The organism is Pseudomonas aeruginosa (genome assembly GCF_001457615.1).
GTDB classification, from domain to species: domain Bacteria; phylum Pseudomonadota; class Gammaproteobacteria; order Pseudomonadales; family Pseudomonadaceae; genus Pseudomonas; species Pseudomonas aeruginosa.
Genome location: NZ_LN831024.1, coordinates 3,267,887 through 3,294,876 on the forward strand (window position 1 = coordinate 3,267,887; position 26,990 = coordinate 3,294,876).

Below are 26,990 nucleotides of genomic sequence, written 5' to 3' on the forward strand. Positions count from 1 at the left end.
TCTCGTGCTACGGGCCTGCGCCACCGGGCGTCGGGGTGGCAGGCGAAACCTTGATCGGCGGGAGGCGGCGCCGACGTCGGATTGCACGTGTCCCTCCCGCAAACAGCGATGGCAGGCCGCCGGGCCTGCGCGGAAGGCAATATGCCGCAGAAGCTCGAACGCAAAAAAGAATATTAATTAAGGTGTCCTTAACTTTTTGGCATTAGAAGATCGCCATCCCGCGACGACTGTCGTCATTCCTTACGAAATGGCAACGCCGCGATCCGCCGAAAGCGGCATACTCGTCAGCTTGTTTCGCCGCGTCGACAACGCCCGTACCAATGTCCGCCTCGCTCCCCAACGACACCCCGCCTGACGAAGCCCTGCCCCTGGTCCTGGCCGGTCCCCTGCTGCGCCGCGCAGAGCCCGGACGCCTGGTGTTCTGGCTGGCCACGTCATGCCCGACGACCATCGAACTGATCCTCGCCAGCGAAGGCGAGGCGGAGCGTCGGGTCCGCCTCGCGGAAGGAACCCACTCGGCCATCCGCATCGGCACCCATGCCTGGCTGCACCTGCTGGATGTCGCGCTCGACCCGCCGTTGCCCTGCGCCCGCCTGGTCGACTACGACCTGCGCCTCGCCGCCGACGGCCGGGAGCCTGCGGGAATCGCCGAATGGGCGCCGCATCTGCTCTACCCCGGTCGCCAGCGCGCCAGCCTGGTGCTCAAGCCACGTCTCGACCAGTTGCTCCACGGCTCCTGCCGCAAGCCGCATCACCCAGCGGCCGATGGCCTGCTGCAGGTCGACCGGCTGCTGGAGGAAAACCTGCTGCAGGCCGAAAGCCGCCCGGCGTTGCTGATGATGAGCGGCGACCAGGTCTACGCCGACGACGTCGCCGGGCCGATGCTGGTGGCCATCCATGGGTTGATCCACCGCCTCGGCCTGTACGGCGAACACCTGGAAGGCGCACTGGTGAACGACAGCGAGGCACTCTACGCGCACCCGGCCACCTACTACCGGCGCGAGGACCTGCTGCCCGCCTTCGAGTCCAACGAAGCCCTGCGCGAGCGCTTCTTCGGCGGGGTGAAGAAGCCGATCTTCACCTCGGCCAACGCCCACAACCATCTGGTCGGCCTGGCCGAGGTGCTGGCGATGTACCTGCTGGTCTGGTCGCCGGCGCCCTGGCGCCTGGTCAGGCTGGAACCGCCGCCGGGGCTGGATGCGCGGCACGCGCAGCGCTTCGCCGGCGAGCGCCGGCACATCGAAGCCTTCCGCGATGGCCTGCCCCGCGTGGCGCGGGCGCTGGCGCATATCTCGTCGCTGATGATCTTCGACGACCACGACATCACCGACGACTGGAACCTTTCAGCACGCTGGGAGCTGACCGCCTACGGCCATCCGTTCTCCCGGCGGATCATCGGCAACGCCCTGCTCGCCTACCTGCTCTGCCAGGGCTGGGGCAACGACCCGCAGCATTGCGGCGAATGGCTGGCGCCGGTCGCGACCCTGATGGAGGGTGCCGCGGCAGACGGCCGGCTGCCCTGCGCCGAGCAGGACCGCCTGCTCGATGCCCTGCTCGACTTCCAGCACTGGCACTACCGGTTGCCTGGCAGCCCGACCCTGATCGTCCTCGACACGCGCACCCGCCGCTGGCGTAGCGAGCGCAACCTGGGCCGGCCCTCCGGGCTGATGGACTGGGAGGCACTGAGTGAATTCCAGCAGGACCTGCTCGGCGAAAAGGCGGCGATCATCGTGTCGCCGGCGCCGATGTTCGGGGTCAAGCTGATCGAGGGCGTACAGAAGCTTTTCAGTTGGATCGGCCAGCCGCTGCTGGTCGATGCGGAAAACTGGATGGCCCATCGCGGCGCGGCCTCGGTGATGATGAACATCTTCCGCCACTCGCGTACGCCGGGTAACTACCTGATCCTTTCCGGCGACGTGCATTACTCCTTCGTCTACGACATCCGGATTCGCCATCGCGAGCGCGGGCCCCGGCTCTGGCAGATCACCAGCAGCGGGATCAAGAACGAATTCCCGCGACGCCTGCTGGACTGGTTCGACCGCCTCAATCGCTGGCTCTATGCGCCCTGGTCGCCGCTGAACTGGCTGACCCAGCGGCGCAGTCTGGAAATCCGCCCGCGCGTTCCGCAGCACAGCCAGGCCGGCGAGCGCCTGTGGAACAGCGCCGGGATCGGCCAGGTATTCATTGGCGAGGACGGCCGTCCGCGCGCGGTGTTGCAGGTCAATGCCGATGGCTCGCCGGCGACCGCCTTCGAGCGACATCGCGACGTCGAAGACGAACGAGCGGACCAGTCGCCGGTCGCGCCGGGTCGCTGAGACGCCAGAACAAGGGGGACGGGCGGACGCCGCGCCGCGTCATCCGCCCGCCCGGTTTCAGAACGGCCGCTCCTGCACGTCCAGGGTCGCCGCCAGCGCTTGCCAGAGCACCTCGGCGAAGACCCGCTGGGCGTCGCCGGACAGGTACGCCTGCATGGCCGCTTCATCGCTCCACTCGCTGTGCAACAGCCACAGGTCGGCGTCCCCGTCCGCCTGGCGCAGTTCGTAGCGCAGGCAACCGGGTGCAGCCTGGCCCGCCTGCGCCAGCTCTTGCAGGCGCAGGCCGAGGCGGTGCGACTGGCCGCTGCGGGCGCGAATGCTGACCAGGTGACTGGCCCGATTGAACGCTGGCATGCTCTCTGCCTCCTCGACATGGATTCGCCGCTGCGCAAGCGGCACCAGGAGTGGAAGGGCCGGCGGCGCCGAGACGCCGGCCGGCCGCTGTGGGGTGTAAGGGTGACGCATGTGCCCTGCCTCCGATTACCAGTTGCCGGGATGGGTCCGCGCCAGCGTGCCGCCCGCGGCTGGGCCGGCAGGCGAACGGGAAGGCGTGTCGGGGACCAGAGCGCCGTCGCGCGACCGCGAACGGGAGGCGCCCGGCGCGCGCTCCGGCGGCACGCCGCCCGATGACAGTCTGGCCTGTTGATTTGACATAGGTGTGTCCCCCTGCAGGTATTTCCCATCGGCATGACGGAGATTCCGCCATGCCAGCCAGATTAGGGGGACGGCGCGGGGAATCGGTAGACGGATACTGTCGGGTTCTTGCCTGAAACTGCCGCGTTCCGGTTTTTTCTCATCCGCTTGCGCCCGGTGAAACGAGCTGGCTTGCCTGTTCCTGGCGAATGCTTGCCTGATCCTGCCATCGCGCAGCGCGATGGATGCCTGTCGCCGCGACGCGCGCTAGTCTTGGGAAGGTTTCCCCCGCGAGTCCCCGCATGAGCGAAAACACCCCGCTTCTTTCCGTCGATCTCCCCGCCGAATTGCGCCAGCGCCAGAGCGAACTGGCGCAGTCGCTGCTCAGGCATTGCCCCCGCGACGGTATCTACGGCACCGCCGTCGACCCCCTCGCCCTGATCCGCGCCGACGGCCCCACCCTGCCGGCGCGCGGCATGCACAAACCTGCCCTGTGCATCATCGCCCAGGGCCGCAAGGAGGTGCAGTTGGCCGAGGAACGCTATATCTACGATCCGTTGCACTACCTGGTGGTCTCGGTCACCCTGCCGCTGGCCGGCCAGGTGATCGACGCCTCGCCGGACGCGCCCTACCTCTGCGTCCGGCTGGATATCGACCCGGCGGAAATCACCCAGTTGATCTCCGACGCCGGGCCCATGGAAGTGGCCAGCCGGCGCGGCGACCGCGGCCTCTACGTCGACCGTATCGACGCCAGCCTGCTGGATGCGGTGCTGCGCCTGATCCATCTGCTGGACAGCCCGCGCGACATCCCGATGCTGGCGCCGCTGATCCTCCGCGAGATTTTCTACCGCCTGCTGCGCAGCGGCCAGGGCCAGCGCCTGCACGAGATCGCCATCGCCGACAGCCAGGCCCACCGCATCACCCGCGCCATCGACTGGATCAACCAGAACTACGGCAAGCCGCTGCGCATCGAGCAACTGGCCCAGGTGGTCAACCTCAGCCCCTCGACCCTGCACCACCGCTTCAAGGCCGTGACCGCGATGAGCCCGTTGCAGTACCAGAAGCAGCTGCGCTTGCAGGAAGCACGCCGGCTGATCTTCAGCGAGGGCCTGGAAGTGGCCGCCGCCGGCTACCGGGTCGGCTACGAAAGCCCGTCGCAGTTCAGCCGCGAGTACAGCCGGCTGTTCGGCGCCCCGCCGCTGCGCGACCTGGCGCGGGCGCGCAACACCGCCTAGGGGAACGCGGCAGCCGCCGCGACGGTCAATCGGGAAGCGGCGGGATACCTTCGTCGCCCCGACCGACCTTGCGCAACCGTACCCGCCATGACCCGAGCCCTGCCCCTGCTCCTGCTTGCCCTGTCCCTTCCCGCCGCGGCGACGGACAGCGAGTCGTTCGCCCGCCGCTACCTGGCCTATGTCCATGCCGTCGGCCAGCACAGCGAACGACTCTGGCCCGGCTGGCGGATGGCCGACAAGGCCTTCCTCTACAGCGATGGCCGCAGTACCTGGGTCGCCGATGCCGAAGGCCGCGCGCAGCGCACCACGGTGGCGGGCGACAGCGACCCGGATCTCGACCTGAGCTATGCCTTTCCGCGTTACCGGGGCCGTCCGGCGGTGCTGCTGCAGATCAGCGCCGCGCACCTGCGGAGCAATACCGGCAATAGCGAGACGCTGGCCGCCATCGGCCCGCACGAAGCCTTCCATCGCTACGCCCAGGAAGACTGGCCGGGCCTGCGCAAGCCCGGTGGCTATCGCGGCGACCTGGCCACGCTCGCCCCGCGCCCGCGGGAATACCGCTATGCCCTGTTCCAGTCGCTGCTCCAGGCCCTGCGCACGCCCGGGCAGCGCGACAGCTACCTGAGCGACGCCCAGGGCTGGCTGCGCCGCTGGCGCGAAGCGGCTCCCGAGGAAAGCCGGCTGGCGGCGCAGGTCGATCTCAGCGAAGGCACCGCGCGCTACATCGAGATGGCCGCCGCCGCGCGCTACCGCACCGATTTCGCCGAGGATCCGCAACGCTATCGGCAGGCGCTGCGGGAGTACGCCCTGGCCTTCTACGATGCCAACGAGATCGGCGTCGGCGTCGACAGCGAAGCCTACGAGATCGGCGCGCTGGCCGGAGTGCTGCTGGACCTGCGCGACGACGGGGACTGGAAGGAAGCCGCGACGGCCGGCACCTGGCCGCTGGACTACCTGCTGCGCGACCAGCCTCCGGCCTGGAGCGAACTCCCCGACGACGCGCGGGCGCGCGGCGAGCGCTACCGGCGCGAGATGGGCGCCACCCGCCAGCGCCTGGTCGAGTTGCAGGAGGCCTTCGCCGACCCACGGCGACCGCTGCTGGTGATCCCGCAACCGCGCCGCACCATCGGCTTCGCCACGGCGGCCAGCGAGGTGCGCGGGGGCTTCTACGTCCTTACCGACGGGCCGTTTCGCCAGGCCTACCTCGGCGCGCGCTGGAATGTCGGCGAGCTGACCCTGGACGGCGTCGACTACCTGGAGGGCGACGCCGAGGCGTACTGCCCGGGCTACGGCCGTTCGGCACTGATTCCATTGCGCGGAGGCGCTTGGCGCGAGGGCACGCTGGCGCCGGAAGAACCCGGCCTGCGCGGCCGCCTGGCGACTGCTCGCAGCCTCGTCGACGGGCGGACCCTCTATTGCGCGGCGGAGAATGCTCCTTGAGGACCGACAACGGCGCTACAATGCCCGCTCGCCGCCGCAACCCCGCCGAGGGCTCGCCATGAAGTTCCTGCTGATCGGGCTGATCCGCTTCTACCAGTACGCAATCAGCCCGCTGATCGGTCCCCGCTGCCGCTTCTACCCCAGTTGCTCGCACTACACCCTGGAAGCCATCCGCGTACATGGCGCGCTGCGAGGCGGCTACCTCGGCGCGCGCCGGCTGCTGCGCTGCCACCCCTGGCACCCGGGCGGCTACGACCCGGTTCCGGAGCGCCAGGAACAGGCGTGCGCCTGCCACAGAACGGCGAAGCCCGGCGAATGAAGCCGGCGAAAAGATCGCAACGGCGACATCCCGCACATAACCGGACCCGCCGGTCGACATGCGGAATTGATAAAACCTATCATTCAGGGTCCATCTCCCCGGCTATCGCCCGGCGCCCCTTGCGCCCGACTACGCCGGGGAGTTCCGCTCAAACGTTTCATCCTGAGGCTCCGATGCCCCGTCATCCCTTCTCCCCTTCCTTCCTCGCCGCCAGCGTCTTCTGCGCCGCCACCCCGGCCCTCGCCGCGCTGCAACCGATCGCCGAGGCGCCGCTGGCCGGCGAAACCGAGTTCCGCTGCCAGTTCAACGCCGACAACAGCACCGATTGCGTGAGCACCTACAGCTTCACCATCCTCAAGCCGAGCGGCCGCGAGATGCTCTCGCGCATCGATCGCAGCTACGCGGAGACCGACAGCCTGATCGTGGAGAAGGCCGAGCTGACCCAGCCCGGCGGCAAGCCGGTGCCGCTGGACCAGTCGCAGATCGATACGCGCACCGCGCCGAACCCGGACCAGGGCTTCCTGCGCGAACGCCAGACCTCCCTGGCGTTCCCCAACCTGCGCGTCGGCACCCGCATCAGCTACACCCTGCGCGAGCACTTCACCGCCAAGCCGCTGAGCACCCAGTTCCACTACATTCTCAGCCGCCCGCCGATGCCGGTGCGCGACGACCGCTTCGTCGCCGAGTTCAAGGCCGAGCGGCCGATCTTCGTGCGCAGCGAGCTGATGGACGCCTATCGCATCGAACAGAGCGCCGACAAGAAGACCCTCAAGGTCAGCCTGAAAAAGCCGCAATACACCAACTACATCAACGAAGCCGGCAACGCCTACCTGCGCCATACCCCGCGCCTGGAGCTGGGCAGTTCGCTGGACCTGCAGGACAACTTCGGCCCGTTCGCCGCGCGCTACAACGAGATCCTCGCCGCGGAGCTGCCCAAGGGCGCCGCGGCGGCCGTCGCCGCGGTGAAGGGCAAGCCGGCCCGCGAGCAGGTCGCCGGCCTGATGCAGTACATCAACGACACCTACCGCTACCTGGGCGACTGGCGCGCCAGCGAGCGCGGCTACGTGCCCTTCTCCCTGGCGGAGATCGAGCGCAATGGCTACGGCGACTGCAAGGACCTGGCGATCCTCCTCGCCGCCATGCTCAAGGCCGCCGGGATCAAGGCCGAACCGACCCTGGTCAGCCGCGGCGACGTGGTCTGGGACCTGCTGGTGCCCGGCATGTACGCGCCGAACCATGCCATCGTCCGCGCCGAGGTGGACGGCAAGACCTGGTGGCTGGACCCGACCAACCCGGTGTTCGCTCCCGGCCGCATCATGCCCGACATCCAGCAGCGCTGGGCGCTGGTGCTGGGCGCCGACGGCAAGGTGCGGCGCGACGAGATTCCCCTGGAAGCGCCCGGCGACACCCTGCGCGTGACCCGCAGCGAGCATTACACCCATGACGGCGAAGCCCGGGTCGAGTCGCGCGTGGAGCTTTCCAACGCGCCGCTGATGCAGCTCAGCGTCGCCGATCGCCAGCGCGGCCGCACCAGCACCGACCAGGACCTGTGCCGCAACTTCGCCAAGGAAGGCAGCGACTGCGTGCTGGAGCGCGACGACAGCCAGTTCGTGCTGCCGCCCAGCTATACGATCAGTGCCAGGCTTACCGACCGCCGCGCCCTCGACCGGCTCGGCGGAGAGTATTTCTACAACCGCCAGGACCTGGCCAGCCAGTGGGATGCCTTCGCCAAGTACCGTAGCGAAGGCCAGTTGGCCGAGCTGTACCTGGGCGAACCGCAGATCACGTCCTACGACATCAGCCTGTCCGGCGGCAAGACTGACGAGCCGGCGCACAGTTGCGAGATCCGCAGTCCCTGGTTCGACATCGACCTGCAGGCCGAACCGGCCAAGGATGGCGGCTACCACTATCGTTATCGGGAAGTGCAGAAGACCAGTTGGCTCAACCACGACGAGATCAACAGCGCCGAGTTCGGCAAGCTGATCGAGCAGAGCCGCGGTTGCGTCGAGCAACTGCGCCTGGTGGTCAAGCTGGACAAGCGTCCCTGAGCGACCCGCGCCCGCTCCGGCGGGCGCGTCCAGCCGCACCAGCGGGCGATCCTTCTACTCGCCCGCGCAGCCCTCCAGGCCGAGCGCCTGTTCATAGAAACGCGCCATGCGCTCCGGGTCGGCGACGTACGCCAGCATTCCGCTGGCGAGCCTGTCGCCTACACCTGCCAATCGAGCCGCAGCCCGGATTCGAACGTACGCCTCTCCCCGCTCAGCGGGTCGTCGAAGCGCAGCCCCCTGGCCAGCAGCTTGAGCGGCCGCAGGTAGTCGTCGGGGCTGCCCTCGGCGTCCAGCAGCTCGGGATAGAACCCATCGTTCTGGATACCCGCGCCGAGTGCCGCAAGGTGCACGCGCAGCTGGTGCTTCTTGCCGGTCACCGGATACAGCCGGTAGCGCCACCAGCGGCCGTTGCGCTCGACGACCTCGATGCGCGTCTCGCTGTTCGGCTCGCCCTCGCCTTCGCGCATGCGGAAGAACGGCTCGCCGGGCACCAGGCGGGTCCTGCGCAGCAACGGGAAGTCCAGTTGCGGCAAGGCCGGAGCGATCGCTTCGTAGCACTTGTCGATGCGCCGCTCGCGGAACAGCGCCTGGTAGCGCCCGCGGCTGCCGGGATTGGTCGAGAACAGCACCAGCCCGGCGGTATGCCGGTCGATCCGGTGCAGCGGCACCAGGTCGCGATTGCCGGTGCTGCGGGCCAGCCGCGCCAGGAGCGTCTGCTCGACGTAGCCGCCGGCCGGCATCACCGGCAGGAAGTGCGGCTTGTCCGCCACCAGCAGATGCTCGTCGCGGTACAGGATGCGCGCCTCGAAAGGAATCGGTGCCTCCACCGGCAACTCGCGGAAGTAGTGCACACGCAGGCCTTCGCGATATGCCGCCTGCGGGCCCAGCGCACGCCCCTCGGCGTCCAGCACCCGGCCCCGCTGCATGCGCGCCAGCCAGGTGTCACGGTCGATGGCCGGGAAACGCGCGCAGAGACAGTCGAGCACGGTGCTCCAGGGACCGGCCGGCAGATGCAGGGTGCTGGCGCGGAGACTGGCATCGGGCAAGGAAGGAGACGACATGCGGCAACTCGGGAAGGACGGGCGACCATTAGGCCGCAGCGCGGCGCACAGGTCAAAGCACGCCGGGGCGAAACGAAGAAACCGCCCGAAGGCGGTTTCTTCCGTGACCCAGGGATCGAATCAGGCGGCGCTCGCCTTGCGCTCTTCCGCCTCGCAGGCGGCTGCGGTGAACAGCACGTCGGTCGAGGAGTTCAGCGCGGTCTCCGCGGAGTCCTGGAGGATCGCGATGATGAAGCCTACCGCCACCACCTGCATCGCCACCTCGCTGGGAATCCCGAACAGGCTGCAGGCCAGCGGGATCAGCAGCAGCGAACCGCCGGCCACGCCGGACGCGCCGCAGGCGCAGATCGACGCCACCACGCTGAGCAGGATCGCGGTCGGTACGTCCACGGCGATGCCCAGGGTATGCACCGCTGCCAGGGTCAGCACGGTGATGGTGATCGCCGCGCCAGCCATGTTGATGGTCGCGCCCAGCGGGATCGATACCGAATAGGTGTCTTCGTGCAGGCCCAGGCGCTCGCAGAGCTGCAGGTTGACCGGGATATTGGCTGCCGAGCTGCGGGTGAAGAACGCGGTCATGCCGCTTTCGCGCAGGCAGGTCAGCACCAGCGGATAGGGATTGCGGCGGATCTTCAGGAACACGATCAGCGGGTTGACCACGAAGGCCACGAACAGCATGCAGCCGAGCAACACCACCAGCAGGTGGGCATAGCCTTTCAGGGCCTCGACGCCGGACTCGGCGAAGGTCGAGGCGACCAGGCCGAAGATGCCCAGCGGGGCGAAGCGAATCACCACCTTGACGATCAGCGAGACGCCGTTGGACAGCTCGGAGAGCAGGTTGCGGGTGGTATCGCTGGCGTGGCGGAAAGCGATGCCGAGGCCGATGGCCCAGGCCAGGATGCCGATGAAGTTGGCCGAGATCAGGGCGTTGACCGGGTTGTCCACCACGCTCAGCAGCAGGGACTGGAGCACCTCGGCGATGCCGCCCGGAGGCGACATCTCGCCCGGATGGCTGGCCAGCACCAGGCTCGAGGGGAAGGCGAAGCTGGCGATCACCGCCACCACCGCGGCGCTGAAGGTGCCGACCAGGTACAGCAGCAGGATCGGCCGGATATGGGTCTGCTGGCCTTGCCTGTGGTTGGCGATGGATGCCATCACCAGGACGAACACCAGTACCGGCGCGACGGCCTTCAGCGCGGAAACGAAGACCTTGCCGATGAAGCCGACCTTGAGCGCGGCGGCCGGGAAGAAGCTGGCGAGCAGCAGGCCGGCGATCAGGCCGACGATGATCTGGCCCACCAGGCTGGTACGCGTCAGCAGATGAAGCAGGGGACGTTCAGGGTATGTCATGCAGATTTCTACTCTTATAGGTGTGTCGAAGGCCGGCCCAGGCAGCTTCCATGCCGAACGACCCTGTGCCGTTCCGCCCCCGCGAAGGGATGGTTCGAGCGAGCCGGGTAGTCTAGGGAAGGACGCGCAGCACCACAGGAAACACCGACCAGCGGATACCGGGCTCCCCCGCCACGGCCATCGAACCGGATCGGGACGGCGTGGATTCTAGCCGTGTCTGCGCTTTTTGGGGGCGTCCAATTCTGTCTGGATTCGGACATGTCGTCGCAGGCGCATTGCCAGCCGGGAGGCCGGAAACCCCTGTGAAAAGGAGGAAAAACGCGAAATTCGCTGTCTGCAGATAGCCAAAGCCCGCCATGAGGCGGGCTTCAGATGGGGGGCTAGTCCGTTAGCCATGGGTCCATGATTGACCCGTCACCGTGAAAATTTCGTGAAGATTACCAATCTTTTTCCTTCACATTTCCGCTGAATCCATTCACCGCTCGCCTCACTGGGTCGGGCTCAGTTCGCTCTCCTGGAAGCGCGGCGGCGGACGGCTGAAGCTGCGGGTCAGGTAGAACAGGTAGCCGAAGCCCAGTCCGGCCCAGATCAGCCCCATCACCAGCGAGGTGCTTTCCAGGTTGAGCCAGAGCACCGCGACGATGGCCGCGCCGAGCAATGGCAGGACCAGGTAGTGGAAATGCTCCTTGAGGCTGCGGTTGCGCCCGCCGCGCACATAGAAATGCACGATCACCGAGAGATTGACGAAGGTGAAGGCCACCAGGGCGCCGAAATTGATCAGCGCGGTCGCCGTCACCAGGTCGAAGGAGATCGCCGAGAGCGCCACCATGCCCACGATGAGCACGTTGATCGACGGCGTACGCCATTTCGGATGGACGAAGCCGAAGATCCGCTCCGGCAGCACGTTGTCCCGCCCCATCACGTACAGTAGGCGCGACACGCTGGCCTGGGAGGCCAGGCCCGACGCCAGGGTATTGATGAAGGTGGCGCAGAGGAAGATCGACTGGAACAGCTTGCCGCCGACGTACAGGGCGATTTCCGGCAGCGCCGCGTCGGGTTCCTTGAAGCGTACGTTGGTCGGGAAATAGGACTGCAGGAAATACGACACGGTGATGAAGATCACCCCGCCGTACAGCGCGGTGAGGAAGATCGCCCGCGGGATCACCCTGCCGGCGTCGCGGGTTTCCTCGGACAGCGTAGTCACCGCGTCGAAACCGAGGAAGGAAAAGCAGAGGATCGTCGCCCCCGCCACCATCGCCGAGAGATGCGCGTGCTCGGAGAAGAACGGCTGGGTACTGAGCACCGTGGCGGTCCCCTCCCCGTTGTTCAGGCCGTGAATCACCAGGCCGATGAAGACCACGATGATCGCCAGCTGGACCAGCACGAAGACGGTGTTGAAATTGGCGACCAGGTTCACGCTCTTGATGTTGATGAGGGTCATGATCAGCACGAACATCACCACCCAGATCCACGGGGCGACCTCGGGGAACAATGCGGTCAGGTAGATCTTCGCCAGCAGTGCGTTGATCATCGGCAGGAACAGGTAGTCCAGCAGCGACGACCAGCCGACCATGAAGCCGACATGGGGATTGATCGCCCGTTGCGCGTAGGTATAGGCCGAGCCTGCGGTGGGGAACTGGCGGACCAGCTTGCCGTAGCTGATCGCGGTGAACAGCACGCCGGCGAGGGCCAGCAGGTAGGCGGTGGGCACGTGTCCCTGGGAAATCCCGGATACGATGCCGAAGGTGTCGAAGACGGTCATCGGGGTCAGGTAGGCCAACCCGATCATGACGATCTGCCACAGCTTGAGGGACTTGCGAAGCTGGGTTCGTTCTGCGGTGGGGGGAGGATTCGACATGGGTATGCTTGCCTCGATTTCTTCTTTTTCTAATGCACAGCAAAGGAAGGCGGACGGGCGGAAACCGCAGGCTTGCCGCCGTCTACCTTCAGCAAGGGTGGGAACCTCGACGGAAGAACGGGCGGGCGGCGCCGGACCGGAGCCGCCCGCCCATGCTCACACGGTGTGCAGGTACCAGTTGTACTCGAGGTCGGAGATCGAGTACTCGAACTCCTCCAGCTCGCTTTCCTTGCAGGCGACGAAGATGTCGATGTACTTCGGATCGATGTACTTCGCCAGGATCTCGCTGTCGTCCAGTTCGCGCAGGGCGTCGCGCAGGTTGTTCGGCAGGCTCGGCTCCAACTGCTCGTAGGAGTTGCCTTCGATCGGCGCGCCCGGCTCGACCTTGTTGGTCAGCCCGTGGTGCACCCCGGCAAGCACCGAGGCCAGCAGCAGGTAGGGGTTGGCGTCGGCGCCGGCGACGCGATGTTCCAGGCGTACCGCGTCCGGGCTGCCGGTGGGCACGCGCAGGGCCACGGTGCGGTTGTCCAGGCCCCAGCTCGGCGCGTTCGGCACGTAGAACTGCGAACCGAAGCGGCGGTAGGAGTTGACGTTCGGGCAGAGGAAGGCCATAGAGGCCGGCAGGGTCTCGAGCACGCCGCCGATCGCATGGCGCAATGCGGCGTTCTGCTCGGGATCCTCGCTGGTGAAGATGTTGTTGCCATGCTTGTCGAGCAGCGAGATGTGTACGTGCAGTCCGTTCCCGGCCTGGCCCGGATAGGGCTTGGCCATGAAGGTGGTGTCCATCTCATGGTCGTAGGCGATGTTCTTGATCAGGCGCTTGAGCAGCACCGCATAGTCGCAGGCCTTCATCGGGTCGGCGACGTGATGCAGGTTGACCTCGAACTGCGCCGGTGCGGATTCGGCGACGATGGCGTCGGCCGGGATGCCCTGGGCGCGGGCGCCGTCGATGATGTCCTGGAGGCACTCGACGTATTCGTCGAGGTCGTCGATAGAGTACACCTGCACCGACTGCGGACGCTTGCCGGAGATCGGCGAGCGCGGCGGCTGCGGCCGGCCGTTCACGTTCTCCTGGTCGATCAGGTAGAACTCCAGCTCGAAGGCGGCGACGATGGTCAGTTCCATCTCGGTGAACCTGGCCACCACCTGGCGCAGGACTTCGCGGGGGTCGGCGAAGAAGGGATCACCTTCCAGCTCATGCATGGTCATCAGCAGTTGCGCGGTCGGGCGCTTCTGCCAGGGTTCCATGGAGAGGGTGCCGGGGATCGGGTAGCAGATCCGGTCGGCGTCGCCGATGTCGAGACCCAGGCCGGTACTCTCTACGGTGGAGCCGGTGATATCGAGGGCGAACAGGGAAGCGGGAAGGTTGATACCTTTTTCGAAGACTTTGGGCAGACTGTTGCGTTCGATTCGCTTGCCGCGAACCACGCCATTCATGTCTGAAATCAGAAGGTCGACGAACTGGACCTCGGGATGTTCCTGAAGGAACAGGCTCGGCTCAGTGAGCTGAACGGCACGCAGGGGTACCGACATGATGCAACACCTTTTTTGTTAAAAATTTCAATCATGCGGGGGCTGGAGCCAGAGTCAATCGGAAAGCCAATTTGTTGTCAATAGCCCTCTCGTCGCCCTCGCGGACGGCGAAATAGCCGTAGACAGGGCCTTCCAGCGCATCGCGAAAGCGGCCAAAGCCAGGCCAGGCAAGGTGTTCAACCTGGTGCAGCAGATATTTTACAGGCTCCGTTGTACGAAAAATTGAACAAGGCTAAGCTGTGCCAACCCTACAACAGCAATAAACCGGGTGTTCCATGTCCTACCAGCCGTCCCTCGGCGCCAAGTTCCGCGGCCACAAGATCGGTCAGCATCCGCGTTAGCTCCGCTCCGGTTCTTCTCTCCCTCGATTCTTCGCAGCGCCCTCGAGCGGCCCTCGCTCGTCCGCCGCCTGCCCTGCCCGTCCTCCTTATATAAGGAAGGACACCGGCCGCTTTCGCCTGCGTGGATAACGGATACGAAGAGCAAGATCGTTCAAGCCAGCCCGATGCGCCTGCTGGCATGCTGGACCGACGTTCACCACCGCCATGCCCCCATGACTGCCCACGACCTGCCCCGCCAAGCCTTTCTCCGCGGCGCCGTCGCCATCCTCCCATTGTCCCTGGCCGTCGCGCCCTGGGGGCTGCTGGCGGGATCGATGGCCATCGAAGCCAACCTCACCCCGGCCGAGGGCCAGGGCCTGTCCGCCATCGTCTTCGCCGGCGCCGCCCAGTTGGTGGCGATCGGCATGCTCAAGGGCGGTGCCGGGTTCTTTTCGATCATCTTCACCACCCTCCTCCTGACCTCGCAGCACCTGCTCTACGGCATGAGCTTGCGGCCGGTCCTGTCGCCTCTGCCGGGACGCTGGCGGATCGGCCTGGGCTTCCTGCTCACCGACGAGTTCTTCGCCCTCGCCAGCCAGCACGACCGGCGCAACTTCAACCGCTGGTACGCCCTCGGCGTCGGCCTGACCTTCTATATCGCCTGGAACCTGTTCACCCTCGCCGGCATCCTGCTTGGCCGCAGCATTCCCGGTCTCGAACACCTGGGCCTGGATTTCTCCATCGCCGCCACCTTCATCGCGCTGGTCGCGCCGCTGGTGCGCAACGTACCGACGCTAGTCTGCGTGGCCACCTCGCTGTTCTGCTCGGTGCTGTTCAGCCACTGGCAATGGAGTTCGGCGCTGGTCCTCGCCGGTCTCGCCGGGATGGCCGCCGGTTTCATCTGCAACAAGCTGTATCGGGAGGCGCCATGGTCTGGGCAGTGATCTTCGGGATGGGCGCGATCGTCTTCCTCAACCGCTACCTGTTCCTCGAACCGCGCCTGCCGATCCGCCTCGGCAGCAACCTGCGGCAGTTCCTCGGTTTCGCCGTGCCGGGAATGCTCACGGCGATCTGCGGCCCCATCGTGTTCATGCCCGAGGGCCGCATCGACCTCGGCTACGACAATCCCTACCTGGTCAGCGGCGCAGTCACCGTGGCGCTGGTGCTCTATACCCGCAATACCCTGGCGAGCATGCTGCTGGGCATGGCGTTCTTCTTCCTGTTCAAGTGGTGGCTGATTTGATCGATGTCAGTCGCTGACGGCATGACCTCTGCATGCAGCCCCTTGCAGGGTTCATACAAACTCGCGGCGGGCGGCTATATGGCCCACCAGATGCTCCGGAGCAGCCGCTATCCGGCTGACAGCCAGGCTACTATCGATGCAGTACCTGATAGCAACCATCTCCCTTCTATCTAGCCTGGATAAACACGCGTAAACCTGGCGCCCGCCCAGGCAAAGCAATTGACGGGGAGCACTTTAGAAAATCACCCGAAAATAATGACGATAGTCACAGTGAACGCCATCCTCCCGCTCGACGGCTTTCACCTTGAACTGCTTTGCCCCCAGCAACTCCAAGACACGAACCAGTTGATCATGGCTGAATATCTGTGTATGCCCGATTGCTGGAACTCCGCGAGAGTCAGTCACCAACAGTAGCTCACCGCCCGTCCTCAACCTACCCACACAGTCAATCAGGAACTGGATCCAGTCGGCCGTATGGTCAAGCACATTTGAGCAAACGACGAAATCGAAAGCACTCTCTATATCGGCAACACCATCCCTTATATAACAAGAAGAACCTCTTTCCCCGAGAGTCGAGAATGGAAGGTTCTCTGCATACAGCCCCATCAATGAGTCCTGGGCAGTCACTGTCACGCCTTCGACCTTCTCGAAAAAGCCGATCGGCCCACTACCTACTTCCAAAACCTTACCTTCAAAACCTTCGTAGCGATAATGCGAGGAGCCGTACGTGAACCCCATCTTCCCAAGAAACCACATTGCATCCTTATGCCGGGCCTCTTGTAGTTCCTCGACAGACAGATGGCGATAGGGCCATTTATCCTTCCAGAAAGAAAGCTCGTACTCCTGGGAATGTATCCACTGCTCCGGATCTGCAGACGCAACGCTACGTACGTCAGGAGCAGTTTCAACCCTACGGGACACCGACGAGAATTCGCCTGCACCACTGCCACGCTCTTCGATACACACTAGAGGAGTGCCACTCGAACGACGGCGTTCCCAGAAACCGGATAAAAATTTCACCCTAAAAACCTCCCTGCTCATTGATACCCTTGCCCATCGGACTAAAAGATAAAAAGCCGAAACTTGCCGACAACCAAACAACAACTCGCCCTCTATCTCAGCGCCCCAGCAAAGATCTTCCCCTCAGGAAGCAGCCAAACAGCACGGCGCGAGGAAAAACTAACAAAGAAAATTTATAAATAATGTAAGAACAATCCTTTTTGCTAGAGGAAATAGTTACATAGACATAGTTGAGGAGAAGATGGAGAAACGAACGGAAAACCGCGCTCTCCGATCCGCCTAGGGGAGATCCGTTGCGATGACGCTCCAGGCCCATCCCTTCCAGATGAAGTGCTGAAAGGGGCCTCCCCCGGAACGAAGAACGAGGGTTCATGCGCCACGGGAATGAACTCGCGAAGAAAGGTCGCTTGGCGCTGGCGCGCTTTGGGCCGAAGATCGGGGCAACCACAACGTGCGCAGCGAGGCCCTCATGTCCGACTCCCTTCCCCAGCGCAACGGCGGGCAGATCCTGATAGAGGCATTGCGGCGCAATGCCGTCGATACCGTCTACTGCATCCCCGGGGAAAGCTACCTGCCGGTGCTCGACGCGCTGTACGACGCCGACGGCATCCGCACCGTCGTCACCCGCCACGAGGGTGCCGCCTCGAACATGGCCGATGCCTACGGCAAGCTGACCGGCCGACCAGGCATCTGCTTCGTCACCCGCGGCCCCGGTGCCACCCATGCGGCGAATGGCGTGCACACGGCGCAGCAGGACTCGACGCCGATGATCCTGTTCGTCGGCCAGGTGGAAAGCGCCTTCAAGGGCCGCGAGGCGTTCCAGGAAGTCGACTACGTGCAGATGTTCTCGGGCCTGGCGAAGTGGGCCGTGGAAATCGACCGTATCGAACGCATCCCGGAGATCGTCGGCCGCGCCTTCAGCGTCGCCACCTCGGGCCGACCGGGCCCGGTCGTGGTCGCCCTGCCCGAGGAAATCCTCTTTGGTTCCGCGCAGGTCGCCGATGCGCCGGTGCCAAGGGTGCTTCCGGGGCGGCCGGGCGCCACGGCGATGGCAGAACTGCGCGAACTGCTGGCGAACGCCAGGCGGCCCCTGCTGGTACTTGGCGGCAGCGGCTGGGACGGCGCCGCCAGGAAACGGCTAGGCGCCTTCGTCGAGGCCAATGGCCTACCGGTGGCCACCTCGTTCCGTCGCCAGGACCTGTTCGACAACCGTGACCCGCACTACGCCGGGCAACTGGGCTTCGGCGCGGCGCCGGCACTATTGGAGCGGCTGCGCCAGGCCGACCTGCTGCTGGTGGTCGGGGCGCGCCTGGGCGAAACGCCGAGCGCCGGCTACAGCCTGGTGCGTAGTCCGGCCCCCGCGCAGACGCTGGTCCACGTGCATCCGGACAGCGCGGAACTGAACCGCGTCTACCTGGCGCGACTGCCGATCCAGGCCACCCCGTGTACCTTCGCCGAGGCCCTGGCCGACCTCGCGCCGTTGCCCTCGAGCACCTGGCAGGACTGGCGCGAAGCCGCCCATGCCGACTACCTGGCCTACTCGACCCCGGCCGCGAGCGACCCCGCCATCCAGGGCGTCGACCTGGCGTCCGTGGTCGCGTACCTCAGCGAAAACCTGCCGGACGACGCGGTGATCGCCAACGGTGCCGGCAACTATGCCGTCTGGGTGCATCGCTTCTACCGCTATCGCCAGGCCCGCACGCAGTTGGCGCCGACCAACGGCGCCATGGGCTACGGCCTGCCCGCCGCGATCGCCGCCAGCCTGCGCGATCCGCAGCGCAGCGTGGTGTGCTTCGCCGGCGACGGCTGTTTCATGATGTATCCGCAGGAGCTGGCGACCGCCGCGCAGTTCGGCGCGACGCCGGTGGTGATCGTGGTCAACAACGGCATGCTCGGCACCATCCGCATGCATCAGGAACGCGAATATCCCGGGCGGGTATCCGCCACCCGCCTGGACAACCCCGACTTCGTCGCCCTGGCGCGAGCCTTCGGCGCCCACGCCGAACGAGTGGAATGCAGCGCCGACTTCCCCGCCGCGTTCCGCCGCGCCCGCGAAAGCGGACGCCCGGCGCTGCTGGAGCTGCTGACCGACCCACGCCAGATCACGCCGCAGGCGCGCCTCGCCTGAGGCATCCTCAGCCGGCGCGGAAGGCGATCCAGGCCTGGTAGCCCACGGCCTGGAAATAGCGGCTGGGCAGGACGAAGCCGGTGTCTTCCAGCAGTTCGCCGAGGCGCTGCTCGGACAACGGATCGAAATCCTCGCGCAAGCGTTGCAGCATGCCGTCGCTGTCCTCCGGGGAAAGCCCGGCCAAACGGCAGGCCTCGGCCTGCACCGGGCGTTCGAAGGCGTCCCGGGCTTCCATCAGGTTGGCCAGCAGCAACGGCGCCGCTGGCGCCAGACGCTCGGCGACCGCCTCGAGGAAGCGCCGCTTGGCCTGGTCGCCGCGCAGGAAATGCAGCACCAGCAGGACCAGCGCCGCATCGCAAGGCGGCGCAGGCGGTAGCCCGGCGACGTCGCCGCAGTGCAGCTCGATCCGCTCCAGCAGGCCGAGCCTGGCGCAGCGCTGGCGGGCCAGGGCGAGCATGTCGGCCGACAGGTCCGCCGCGACGAAACGCCAGCCTGGACGCAACCCTGCCAGCTCCGCCAGTTCGCCGCCGGCGCCGCAGCCGACGCTGAGCAGGCGCGCCCGTTCCGGCAGACGGGCCAGCAACTGCGCGCGACTGAGCAGGTGCAGCAACTCGTAGCCCGGCAACAGGCGGCCGATCCGCGTCTCGTAGCCGTCCGCCTGTTTCCCGACGAAGCGGCCCATCAGTCGAGCACCTTGCCCAGGCGCCAATAGCCCATCAGGGTCAGATGACGCTTGTCGATACCGCGCTCCTGCACCAGGTAGCGCCGGATCGCCATCACCGCCGCCGACTCGCCGGCGACCCAGGCGTAGAAACTGCCGCTCTCGGGGCTCGCCAGTTCCCAGAGGATCTCCTCGTCGATATCGATGTCCTCCAGCTCCTGGGCCGCACCACCCGCCACCTCGCGCTCCGGCAGCCGCGCCTGGCGCGCCGCCTCGATCATCCGCTCGCCGTTGCGCGAATGGATGCCGGCCTGGTGGCGCGGCAGCCAGTGCAGGCGCGCACCGGGAATCGCCGGCAGGTCGAGGATATCGGCTTCTCCCGGCACTTCGAGAAAGGCCTCGACCACCGGCGGCTCGGCTTCGCCGGCCAGCTCCTCGAGAATTCCCGCCACCGCGGGCAAGGCGGTTTCGTCGGCGATCAGCAGGATATGGCGGACGCCAGCCGGCGGCTTCCATTCGTAGCCGCCGGGGTCATCGCCGTATTGCCGGTTGGGCGCGGCCAGTTGCAGGCGGTCGCCGATCCGCGCGTGGGTCGCCCAGGCCGAGGCCGGGCCGTTCTCGCCGTGGAGGACGAACTCCACGTCGACCTCTTCCTGCTCGGCGCGCAGCGCACGGATGGTGTAGGTACGCATCGGCGGCCGGCGGGCCGGCTCGACGCTGCGATAGGCCTGGTACCACTCGCTGCCGCCGGGCAGGCTGGGCGGCTGGCCGCTGGCATCGGGGAAGAAGATCTTGATCCGCTGGTCGGCGGCAAGGGTCTTCATCTCGGCGACCTCCGGACCGCCGAAGACGAAGCGGGTCAGCGCCGGGCTGAGTTGCTCACGGCGCTTGAGTTCGACATTGAACAGACGATAGGCGGGTTGCGACATGACGATGGTCTCCTGGTGACCGGCGCCCAGTGGAGCCGGCGGATGCATGCGTCAGGCAACTCTAGCAAACAATACGAATGATTAGCATTTGCTATTTGTGCAATCGTCGACTGCGTCGAAAGCACGACTGTCGCTCAGGCCTCGCAAGGCTCCAGCAGCTCGCAAGCGCTCTCCCCTACTCGCCTGACCGCCTGCTCGATGGCCGGGGTCGGCAACGCCGCGTAGTTCATCCGCAGGCAGTTCCGGTACTTGCCGGAAGCGGAGAAGATGCAGCCCACCGCGACTTGTACGCCGCGGTTGCGCAAGGCCTTGTCCAGGCGCAGGGTGTCGAACGCCTCGTCCAGCTCGACCCAGAGCAGGAAACCGCCCTGGGGGCGGCTGGCGCGGGTGCCCTCCGGGAAATAGCGCGCCACCCAGTCGATCATCAGGTCGCGTCCGCGCTGGTACTGGGCGCGCATGCGCCGCAGGTGCGGCTCGTAGTGGCCGTTGCCGATGAATTCGGCGATCGCCAGTTGCGGTTGCAGGGCGCTGGCGCCGGTACTGATGTACTTCATGTGCAGCACGCGGTCGGCGTAGCGCCCGGGTACCATCCAGCCGATCCGCAGGCCCGGCGCCAGGACCTTGGAGAACGACCCGCAGAGCAGCACCCGGCCATCGTCGTCGTACGACTTGATGGTGCGCGGGCGCGGATAAGTGTAGGCCAGGTCGCCGTAGACATCGTCCTCGATGATCGCCACGTCGTAGCGCTGGGCCAGGGCCAGCAGCGCCCGCTTGCGCGACTCGGGCATGATGTAGCCGAGCGGGTTGTTGCAGTTCGGGGTCACCTGGATGGCCTTGATCGGCCACTGTTCCAGCGCCAGTTCGAGGGCTTCCAGGCTGATGCCGTTGACCGGATCGGTGGGGATCTCCAGGGCCTTCATGCCGAGGCCTTTCAGCGATTGCATGGCGCCATGGAAGCTCGGCGACTCCACCGCGACGATATCGCCCGGTTCGCACACCGCGCGGATGCTCACCGACAGGGCCTCGTGGCAGCCGGTGGTGATCACCACGTCGCTGGCGGTGGCCCGACAGCCGGAGTCCACCAACAGGCGGGCGACTTCCTCGCGCAGCAACGGCGAGCCGTGGATCCCGTCGTAGGCCAGCGCACGGGCGTCGGCGTGGCGGTTGAGCCGGGCCAGGCTGCGGGTCAGCGGTTTCAGCGAAGGGCTGGAGATGTCCGGCATGCCGCGGCCGAGCTGGACCACGTCCGGTCGCGGCACCGTGCTGACCAGGGCCAGCACCTGCTCCCATTGCGAGATTTCCACCGGCCGCTGGGCCAGGCGGGCGATCGCCGGCAGCGGCGGCATCTGTCGCGCGGCCGGTACGAAATAGCCGGACTTCGGCCGCGGCTCGGCCAGCCCGCGATCTTCCAGCAGCCTGTATGCCTGTTGCACGGTGCTCAGGCTGACGCCGTGCTCGATGCTCATGGCCCGCACCGAGGGCAGCCGGTCGCCCGGACGGTAGAGGCCCTGTTCGATGCGCGAACCGAGGGTCTCGGCGAGTTGCAGATAAAGGGTCATGAGCGGGACTCCAGGGTGAGCGAAAGCGGGACCGGTACAGATGGTGGCGAAATCCACCATTCAGGCCGGGGAGCGCTTGATCTGTATGCAGTCAACCCACCTTTTCTGGACCTGTACGGAACAGCGCGCGATGGCCATTCTATCTTCGTCGTCCAGCCGATCAATATGGAGTACGCAGCATGACGCGACTCAGTGCGAAATCCGAGCGCCGCCAACGCCTCGATGGCCCCTTCCCACTCGCCGCGATGGACAACCTGGCGCAGGCCCTGCGTCGCGGCTATCGCCTGGCCCGGCAACGCCAGCTGACCCGGCGCGCGCTGCTGGACCTGGAAGCGGCGGAACTGAAGGATATCGGCCTGAGCGCCGAGCAGGCCCGCGAGGAAGCCTCGCTGGCGTTCTGGCAGGCAGGAAAATCCGGCGGGAGGAAGGCATGATCCGCTGTCGCAACTGTGGCGAACGCCCAGCCAGCGAAGGGCATATCTGTATGGTCTGCAAGCGCCGATCCGACATCGACCCATACAAGGCGCTGATCGCCATGGCCCTGCTGGTCTACTGCGGCGTCAGCCTGGCGGCCTACCTCAAGCCGCATATGCCGGCACCGCCGCCTACCGCCGGCAGCAGCGTCCAGCCCGCCGAGGAGCTGGCCCAGCGCGCCCGCCAGGCCACCCTGGAACAGCGCGGCATCTGAAGAACGCATGCTCGGGAGGGGAGGCAGTTTGAGCCCCTCCTTCTTTTATATGCCTGTGGCCGCCAGCGCGTGGCTCATTGCGCCGGATACTCCAGCGCCGCCGCGATTCGCCGATGCTGCTCGACCACCCACTCCCGCCGTACCGCCCCCCAGTCGCGGATGACATAGCCGCCCTGGTGGTTGCGCGCACCCTCCCGCTGCTCGAACTCGCAGACGATGTCCAGTTCCTCCAGCGCGGCGATGGTGTCCTGTGCGGTACGCCGGGGCATGCCGGTGGCGGCCATGATCTCCGGCACGCTGGCGGTGCCGCTGTCGATCAGGTAGGCGACGTAGAGGCGGCGGTAGAAGCTGGACTTGGTCTTGCTGATGGTCATGGGCAGGCGTTCTCCGGGAAGGCTCAGGGAGCGAGCAGGGGCAAGGTAGTGGTGGATTTGATTTCCGACAAGGCGACGATGGAGTTCACTTCCTGGATGCCCGGCACCGCCGACAGTTTCTCGAAGAAAAAGCGTTCGTAGGATTCGATATCGCGGGTGACGATACGCAGCATGAAGTCCACCGCGCCCATCAGTACGTGGCACTCCAGCACCTCGGGAAACTGGTGCATCGCCTCGGCGAAATCGGTGAGGTTCTTGCGCCCATGGGCGTTGAGCTTAATCTGGGCGAATACCTGGGTATTCAGGCCGATCTTCTTGCGGTCGAGCAGGGTCACCTGCTTGCGGATCACCCCCTCCTCCTTCAGGCGCTGGATGCGCCGCCAGCAGGGCGACTGGGAAAGTCCGATGCGCTCGGCGATGTCGGCGGTGGAAAGCGAGGATTCCTCCTGCAGCAACGCAAGAATACGCTGATCGTAGATATCCAATGGAATGGACATAAATATTCTCTACAAAGAAAAATATAGGAATCAAGTATGCACATATAGCGCAAAATCACGCAAAAACAGGAGAAAAAATCCGGCACGCCTCTGGGAGAATTTCTCTCGTCGAAACACTGCCTGGAGCGTCACATGTCAACCCTCGCCCCCCTTTTCCTGGCCAAACACCCTGACGGCGAAGAACGCCAGGTGATCCGCCCGAACGTCTGGGAAACCTCCTGCGCAGATACCGAGACCCTGTCGATCTTCCATATCGAGGGCATGGCCGATCCGGACCTGCTGTGCCGGGTGCTCAACCTGTTCGCCGTGCAATCCTTCACCCCGGAGCGGGTTCGCGCCGACCGCGAGGACCACAAGATCCGCCTGCTGCTGACCTTCCCCGGCCTCAGCCAGCACCGCGCCAGCGTGATCGCGGAGAAGCTGCGCTCGCTGGTCACCGTGCTCGCCGTCCGCCTGGAGTTCTCTCCCCATGCCGGCAAGGTCCGTCCCAGCGTCAGCGAGCCGCTGCTGGCCAGCGTCGTCTGAGCCCCTCGGGGCGGCGCGGCGGCCGCCCTGTCCATTCGGCGTCATCGGCTGGCCTTCTGGCGTTAGCCGGTCGCCCAGCCCATGGCTACAGTGCAGGTTCGCCAGGCAGCCAGAAGACTGCCATGTGTTCCCCCGATCCTGCAGAGCGTGCCCATGTCCCGACCGCGTTTCCTTCCGGATAACTTCACCCTGGCGCTGATCGCCACCGTCCTTCTCGCCACTTTCCTGCCCTGCAGCGGCCAGACCGCCGTGGTCTTCGAATGGGTGACCAACATCGGCATCGGCCTGCTGTTCTTCCTCCACGGCGCCAAGCTGTCGCGCCAGGCGATCATCGCCGGCATGACCCACTGGCGCCTGCACCTGCTGGTGTTCGCCTGCACCTTCGTGATGTTCCCGCTGCTCGGCCTGGCGCTGAAACCGGCACTGTCGCCGATGGTCACCCCGGAGCTGTACCTCGGCATCCTGTTCCTCTGCGCCCTGCCGGCCACGGTGCAATCCTCCATCGCCTTCACCTCGCTGGCGCGCGGCAACGTGCCGGCAGCGGTATGCAGCGCTTCCGTGTCGAGCCTGCTCGGCGTATTCCTTACCCCGCTGCTGGTCAAGCTGCTGCTCGGCGCCGAAGGCGAGACCGGCAACGCGCTGGACGCCATCGGCAAGATCACCCTGCAACTGCTGGTACCCTTCATCGCTGGCCAGGTCCTGCGGCGCTGGATCGGCACCTGGGTGGAGCGCAACAAGCCGGTGCTGCGCTATGTCGACCAGGGCTCGATCCTGCTGGTGGTCTACACCGCCTTCAGCGCCGCGGTGATCCAGGGCCTGTGGCACGAAGTACCCTGGCTGGCGCTGCTCGGCCTGACCGTCGCCTGCTGCGTGATCCTCGCCCTGGCCCTGGTGCTGACCACGGTGCTGGCGCGACGCCTGGGCTTCAGCAAGGAAGACGAGATCACCATCGTCTTCTGCGGTTCGAAGAAGAGCCTGGCCACCGGCGTGCCCATGGCCAAGGTGCTGTTCGCCACCAGTGTGGTGGGACCGATGGTGTTGCCGCTGATGCTGTTCCACCAGATCCAGCTGATGGTCTGCGCGGTACTCGCGCAACGCTACGCCAGGCGCCGCGACGACGCAGCGGCGGCGCTGGCCGAGGCCCCCTCGCGCTGAGCGCGAAAATGAAAGAAGCCGGCCCAGGGGCCGGCTTCTTCGTTCAGACGCGGCTCAGCGCGTCGGCGTGCGCAGGGTGACGAACTCTTCCGCCGCGGTCGGGTGGATGCCGATGGTCTCGTCGAACGCCTGCTTGGTCGCCCCGGCCTTCATCGCCACCGCAATACCCTGGAGGATCTCGCCGGCCTCGGCGCCGACCATGTGGCAACCCAGCACCCTGTCGTCGTGGGCATCCACGACCAGCTTCATCAGGGTCTTTTCCTGGTCGTCGGTAAGGGTCAGCTTCATCGGCCGGAAGCGGCTCTCGAAGATCTTCACCTTGTGCCCGGCGCTCAGCGCCTCCTCCTCGGTCAGGCCGACGGTGCCGATGTTGGGCAGGCTGAACACCGCGGTGGGAATCAACTTGTAGTCCACCGGGCGATACTCCTCCGGCTTGAACAATCGCCGTGCCACCGCCATGCCCTCGGCCAGCGCCACGGGGGTCAACTGGACGCGACCGATCACGTCACCGAGGGCGAGGATCGACGGCTCGCTGGTCTGGTAATGCTCGTCGACCGCGATGAAGCCCTTGTCGGTCAGCTTCACTCCGGTGTTTTCCAGGCCAAGGTCATCCAGCATCGGCCGCCGCCCGGTGGCATAGAACACGCAGTCCGCCTCCAGCACCCGGCCGTCCTTGAGGGTCGCGGCCAGGCTGCCATCGGCCTGTTTGTCGATACGGGCGATGTCGCTGTTGAACTGCAGGTCCAGGCCCTTCTTGCCCAATTCGTCGCGCAGATGCTCGCGGACGCTGCGGTCGAAGCCGCGCAGGAACAGGTCGCGACGGTAGAGCAAGGTGGTCTCGGCGCCGAGCCCGTTGAAGATCGAGGCGAACTCGACGGCGATGTAGCCGCCGCCGACCACCAGCACGCGGCGCGGCAGGCGCTCGAGGAAGAACGCTTCGTTGGAGGTGATCGCGTGTTCCTTGCCGGGAATGTCCGGCACCTGCGGCCAGCCACCGGTGGCAACGAGAATGTGCTTGGCGCTGAAGCGCTGGCCGTCCACCTCGACGCTGTGCGCATCGAGCAGACGGGCGTGACCTTCGAGCAAGGTCACCCCGCTGTTCACCAGCAGGTTGCGGTAGATCCCGTTGAGCCGCTGGATCTCGCGGTTCTTGTTGCCGATCAGGGTCGCCCAGTCGAACTGCGCCTCGCCGGCGCTCCAGCCATAGGCCCGGGCCTGCTCGAAGTCCTCGCTGAAATGCGCGCCATAGACCAGCAGCTTCTTCGGCACGCAGCCGACGTTGACGCAGGTGCCACCCAGGTAGCGACTCTCCGCCACCGCGACACGGGCACCGAAGCCGGCGGCGAAGCGGGCGGCGCGTACGCCCCCTGAGCCGGCGCCGATGACGAACAGATCGAAATCGAAAGACATGTTCCTACTCCTGGATCAGATGCGTTCCAGCATAACCCATTCACCAGCGTCGGCTCCCGCCGGATCGACGCAGAAACCTGTCGAAACGGCTCAGCGCAGGGCCTGGCAGGCGATGGGCTATGCTTGTCCGTGGAGGTAAGCGCGATGTCCCCCACCCTCACCCACCTGGCGCTGCACGTCCCCGACCTCGACGCCTGCATCGCCTTCTACGAAACCTTCTGCGGCATGCGGGTGATCCACCGGCGCCCCGGCAAAGGCTCGCAGATCGTCTGGATGGCCGAACCCGGCCAGGAACAACGCTTCATCTTCGTCATCATGCCCGGCGGCCAGCCGCGCAACCTGGCCAGCGACGATTACAGTCATTTCGGCTTCGCCCTCTCCAGCCGCGCCGCGGTAGACGATCTGGCGCGCCGCGCCGAGGCCGCCGGCTGCCTGGTCTGGGCGCCGCGCGACGAGCCCTATCCGGTCGGCTACTACTGCGGCCTGCGCGATCCCGCGGGCAACTATGTGGAGTTCAGCTACGGCCAGCCGCTGGGGCCGGGTTCCGAGGCACTACCGATTCTCTGACCGGGCGCGGAGGCGCCGCGTGGCCCAGGCCAGGCTGGCGGGGTTATTCGCCCGACGCCAACAACGCCACGCCCGCCGACAGCTCGGGTAGAGCGGATAACCCCATGGCCGTTCGCCCCATA

25 protein-coding genes are annotated in these 26,990 nt (G+C 66.1%); 13 read left to right on the forward strand and 12 right to left on the reverse strand.

Annotated elements, in window-relative coordinates; translation table 11 throughout:
* Positions 1–320 precede the first annotated feature (320 nt).
* A complete protein-coding gene (locus tag AT700_RS14890) occupies positions 321–2,315 on the forward strand; it encodes an alkaline phosphatase D family protein (protein ID WP_031632392.1) in 1,995 nt (664 codons plus the stop codon).
* Positions 2,316–2,372: 57 nt separating this feature from the next.
* On the opposite strand, the gene AT700_RS14895 is transcribed toward AT700_RS14890, so the two are convergent.
* Entirely contained in the window at positions 2,373–2,669 is a 297-nt protein-coding gene (locus AT700_RS14895) for an antibiotic biosynthesis monooxygenase family protein (RefSeq protein WP_003088696.1), read from the reverse strand.
* Between the two features lie 581 nt (positions 2,670–3,250).
* On the opposite strand from AT700_RS14895, the gene cmrA reads away from it, so the two are divergent.
* The 4 genes from cmrA (at position 3,251) to AT700_RS14915 (ending at position 7,990) form a co-directional block, all read left to right on the forward strand.
* Entirely contained in the window at positions 3,251–4,183 is a 933-nt protein-coding gene (cmrA, locus tag AT700_RS14900) for an AraC family transcriptional regulator CmrA (RefSeq protein ID WP_023094082.1), read from the forward strand.
* A gap of 87 nt (positions 4,184–4,270) precedes the next feature.
* Entirely contained in the window at positions 4,271–5,623 is a 1,353-nt protein-coding gene (locus AT700_RS14905; protein ID WP_048521124.1) for a hypothetical protein, read from the forward strand.
* Positions 5,624–5,681: 58 nt separating this feature from the next.
* The gene (yidD, locus tag AT700_RS14910; protein WP_003088692.1) at positions 5,682–5,942 is read left to right on the forward strand and encodes a membrane protein insertion efficiency factor YidD; all 261 of its coding nucleotides are present in this window, start codon (positions 5,682–5,684) and stop codon (positions 5,940–5,942) included.
* A gap of 173 nt (positions 5,943–6,115) precedes the next feature.
* Positions 6,116–7,990: a DUF3857 domain-containing transglutaminase family protein gene (locus AT700_RS14915; protein WP_003114879.1), complete on the forward strand. Its 1,875-nt coding sequence runs from the start codon at positions 6,116–6,118 to the stop codon at positions 7,988–7,990.
* A 158-nt stretch (positions 7,991–8,148) separates the two neighbouring features.
* On the opposite strand, the gene AT700_RS14920 is transcribed toward AT700_RS14915, so the two are convergent.
* The 4 genes from AT700_RS14920 to AT700_RS14935 all read right to left on the reverse strand — a co-directional run bounded on the left by AT700_RS14920 (position 8,149) and on the right by AT700_RS14935 (position 13,792).
* Entirely contained in the window at positions 8,149–9,051 is a 903-nt protein-coding gene (locus tag AT700_RS14920; RefSeq protein ID WP_003106501.1) for an RluA family pseudouridine synthase, read from the reverse strand.
* A 120-nt stretch (positions 9,052–9,171) separates the two neighbouring features.
* Entirely contained in the window at positions 9,172–10,401 is a 1,230-nt protein-coding gene (gene sstT / locus AT700_RS14925; RefSeq protein ID WP_003106499.1) for a serine/threonine transporter SstT, read from the reverse strand.
* A 487-nt stretch (positions 10,402–10,888) separates the two neighbouring features.
* Entirely contained in the window at positions 10,889–12,259 is a 1,371-nt protein-coding gene (locus tag AT700_RS14930) for an APC family permease (protein WP_003106497.1), read from the reverse strand.
* A gap of 156 nt (positions 12,260–12,415) precedes the next feature.
* Positions 12,416–13,792 (reverse strand): glutamine synthetase family protein, encoded by a 1,377-nt coding sequence (locus AT700_RS14935; RefSeq protein WP_003118546.1) that lies wholly within the window; start codon positions 13,790–13,792, stop codon positions 12,416–12,418.
* A 553-nt stretch (positions 13,793–14,345) separates the two neighbouring features.
* On the opposite strand from AT700_RS14935, the gene AT700_RS14940 reads away from it, so the two are divergent.
* Both AT700_RS14940 and AT700_RS14945 read left to right on the forward strand, forming a co-directional pair.
* Positions 14,346–15,056: an AzlC family ABC transporter permease gene (locus AT700_RS14940; RefSeq protein ID WP_003162262.1), complete on the forward strand. Its 711-nt coding sequence runs from the start codon at positions 14,346–14,348 to the stop codon at positions 15,054–15,056.
* Complete coding sequence (locus AT700_RS14945) at positions 15,041–15,355, forward strand: AzlD domain-containing protein (RefSeq protein ID WP_003088669.1); 315 nt, start codon at positions 15,041–15,043, stop codon at positions 15,353–15,355. Before AT700_RS14940 ends, AT700_RS14945 begins: the two co-directional genes overlap by 16 nt.
* A 234-nt stretch (positions 15,356–15,589) precedes the next feature.
* Here AT700_RS14945 and AT700_RS14950 read toward each other — a convergent pair whose 3' ends face one another.
* Positions 15,590–16,111: a class I SAM-dependent methyltransferase gene (locus AT700_RS14950; protein WP_029610345.1), complete on the reverse strand. Its 522-nt coding sequence runs from the start codon at positions 16,109–16,111 to the stop codon at positions 15,590–15,592.
* A 733-nt stretch (positions 16,112–16,844) separates the two neighbouring features.
* Between AT700_RS14950 and AT700_RS14955 the strand changes: the two genes are divergently transcribed.
* Positions 16,845–18,503 carry a thiamine pyrophosphate-binding protein gene (locus AT700_RS14955; RefSeq protein WP_029610346.1) on the forward strand — a complete coding sequence of 553 codons (1,659 nt, stop codon included), beginning with the start codon at positions 16,845–16,847 and terminating at the stop codon, positions 18,501–18,503.
* A gap of 7 nt (positions 18,504–18,510) precedes the next feature.
* Here AT700_RS14955 and AT700_RS14960 read toward each other — a convergent pair whose 3' ends face one another.
* From AT700_RS14960 to AT700_RS14970, 3 genes are all read right to left on the reverse strand, one after another.
* The gene (locus AT700_RS14960) at positions 18,511–19,185 is read right to left on the reverse strand and encodes a class I SAM-dependent methyltransferase (RefSeq protein WP_003100350.1); all 675 of its coding nucleotides are present in this window, start codon (positions 19,183–19,185) and stop codon (positions 18,511–18,513) included.
* Positions 19,185–20,093, reverse strand: a complete 909-nt coding sequence (locus tag AT700_RS14965) for a siderophore-interacting protein (RefSeq protein WP_078801575.1) — start codon at positions 20,091–20,093, stop codon at positions 19,185–19,187. The genes AT700_RS14960 and AT700_RS14965 overlap by 1 nt, the downstream gene beginning before the upstream one ends.
* 134 nt (positions 20,094–20,227) lie before the next feature.
* Positions 20,228–21,652 carry a PLP-dependent aminotransferase family protein gene (locus tag AT700_RS14970; protein WP_003088661.1) on the reverse strand — a complete coding sequence of 475 codons (1,425 nt, stop codon included), beginning with the start codon at positions 21,650–21,652 and terminating at the stop codon, positions 20,228–20,230.
* Between the two features lie 179 nt (positions 21,653–21,831).
* Between AT700_RS14970 and AT700_RS14975 the strand changes: the two genes are divergently transcribed.
* Together AT700_RS14975 and AT700_RS14980 are read left to right on the forward strand one after the other, a co-directional pair.
* Positions 21,832–22,086, forward strand: a complete 255-nt coding sequence (locus tag AT700_RS14975; RefSeq protein WP_003100355.1) for a DUF1127 domain-containing protein — start codon at positions 21,832–21,834, stop codon at positions 22,084–22,086.
* Positions 22,083–22,340, forward strand: a complete 258-nt coding sequence (locus tag AT700_RS14980) for a hypothetical protein (RefSeq protein ID WP_003100357.1) — start codon at positions 22,083–22,085, stop codon at positions 22,338–22,340. Before AT700_RS14975 ends, AT700_RS14980 begins: the two co-directional genes overlap by 4 nt.
* Before the next feature lie 74 nt (positions 22,341–22,414).
* On the opposite strand, the gene AT700_RS14985 is transcribed toward AT700_RS14980, so the two are convergent.
* Positions 22,415–22,714 carry a winged helix-turn-helix domain-containing protein gene (locus AT700_RS14985; RefSeq protein ID WP_003110681.1) on the reverse strand — a complete coding sequence of 100 codons (300 nt, stop codon included), beginning with the start codon at positions 22,712–22,714 and terminating at the stop codon, positions 22,415–22,417.
* A gap of 23 nt (positions 22,715–22,737) precedes the next feature.
* Entirely contained in the window at positions 22,738–23,211 is a 474-nt protein-coding gene (locus AT700_RS14990; protein ID WP_023089872.1) for an Lrp/AsnC family transcriptional regulator, read from the reverse strand.
* A gap of 132 nt (positions 23,212–23,343) precedes the next feature.
* Here AT700_RS14990 and AT700_RS14995 point away from each other — a divergent pair, with 132 nt between their 5' ends.
* Both AT700_RS14995 and AT700_RS15000 read left to right on the forward strand, forming a co-directional pair.
* Positions 23,344–23,736 carry a hypothetical protein gene (locus AT700_RS14995; protein ID WP_003088646.1) on the forward strand — a complete coding sequence of 131 codons (393 nt, stop codon included), beginning with the start codon at positions 23,344–23,346 and terminating at the stop codon, positions 23,734–23,736.
* A 153-nt stretch (positions 23,737–23,889) separates the two neighbouring features.
* Positions 23,890–24,891 carry a bile acid:sodium symporter family protein gene (locus AT700_RS15000; RefSeq protein ID WP_048521125.1) on the forward strand — a complete coding sequence of 334 codons (1,002 nt, stop codon included), beginning with the start codon at positions 23,890–23,892 and terminating at the stop codon, positions 24,889–24,891.
* A gap of 54 nt (positions 24,892–24,945) precedes the next feature.
* Here the strand turns inward: AT700_RS15000 and gorA are convergent, their stop codons facing one another.
* Entirely contained in the window at positions 24,946–26,301 is a 1,356-nt protein-coding gene (gene gorA, locus AT700_RS15005) for a glutathione-disulfide reductase (RefSeq protein WP_003160153.1), read from the reverse strand.
* A gap of 144 nt (positions 26,302–26,445) precedes the next feature.
* On the opposite strand from gorA, the gene AT700_RS15010 reads away from it, so the two are divergent.
* Positions 26,446–26,868: a VOC family protein gene (locus AT700_RS15010; RefSeq protein WP_003139700.1), complete on the forward strand. Its 423-nt coding sequence runs from the start codon at positions 26,446–26,448 to the stop codon at positions 26,866–26,868.
* The last annotated feature ends 122 nt before the right edge of the window (positions 26,869–26,990 follow it).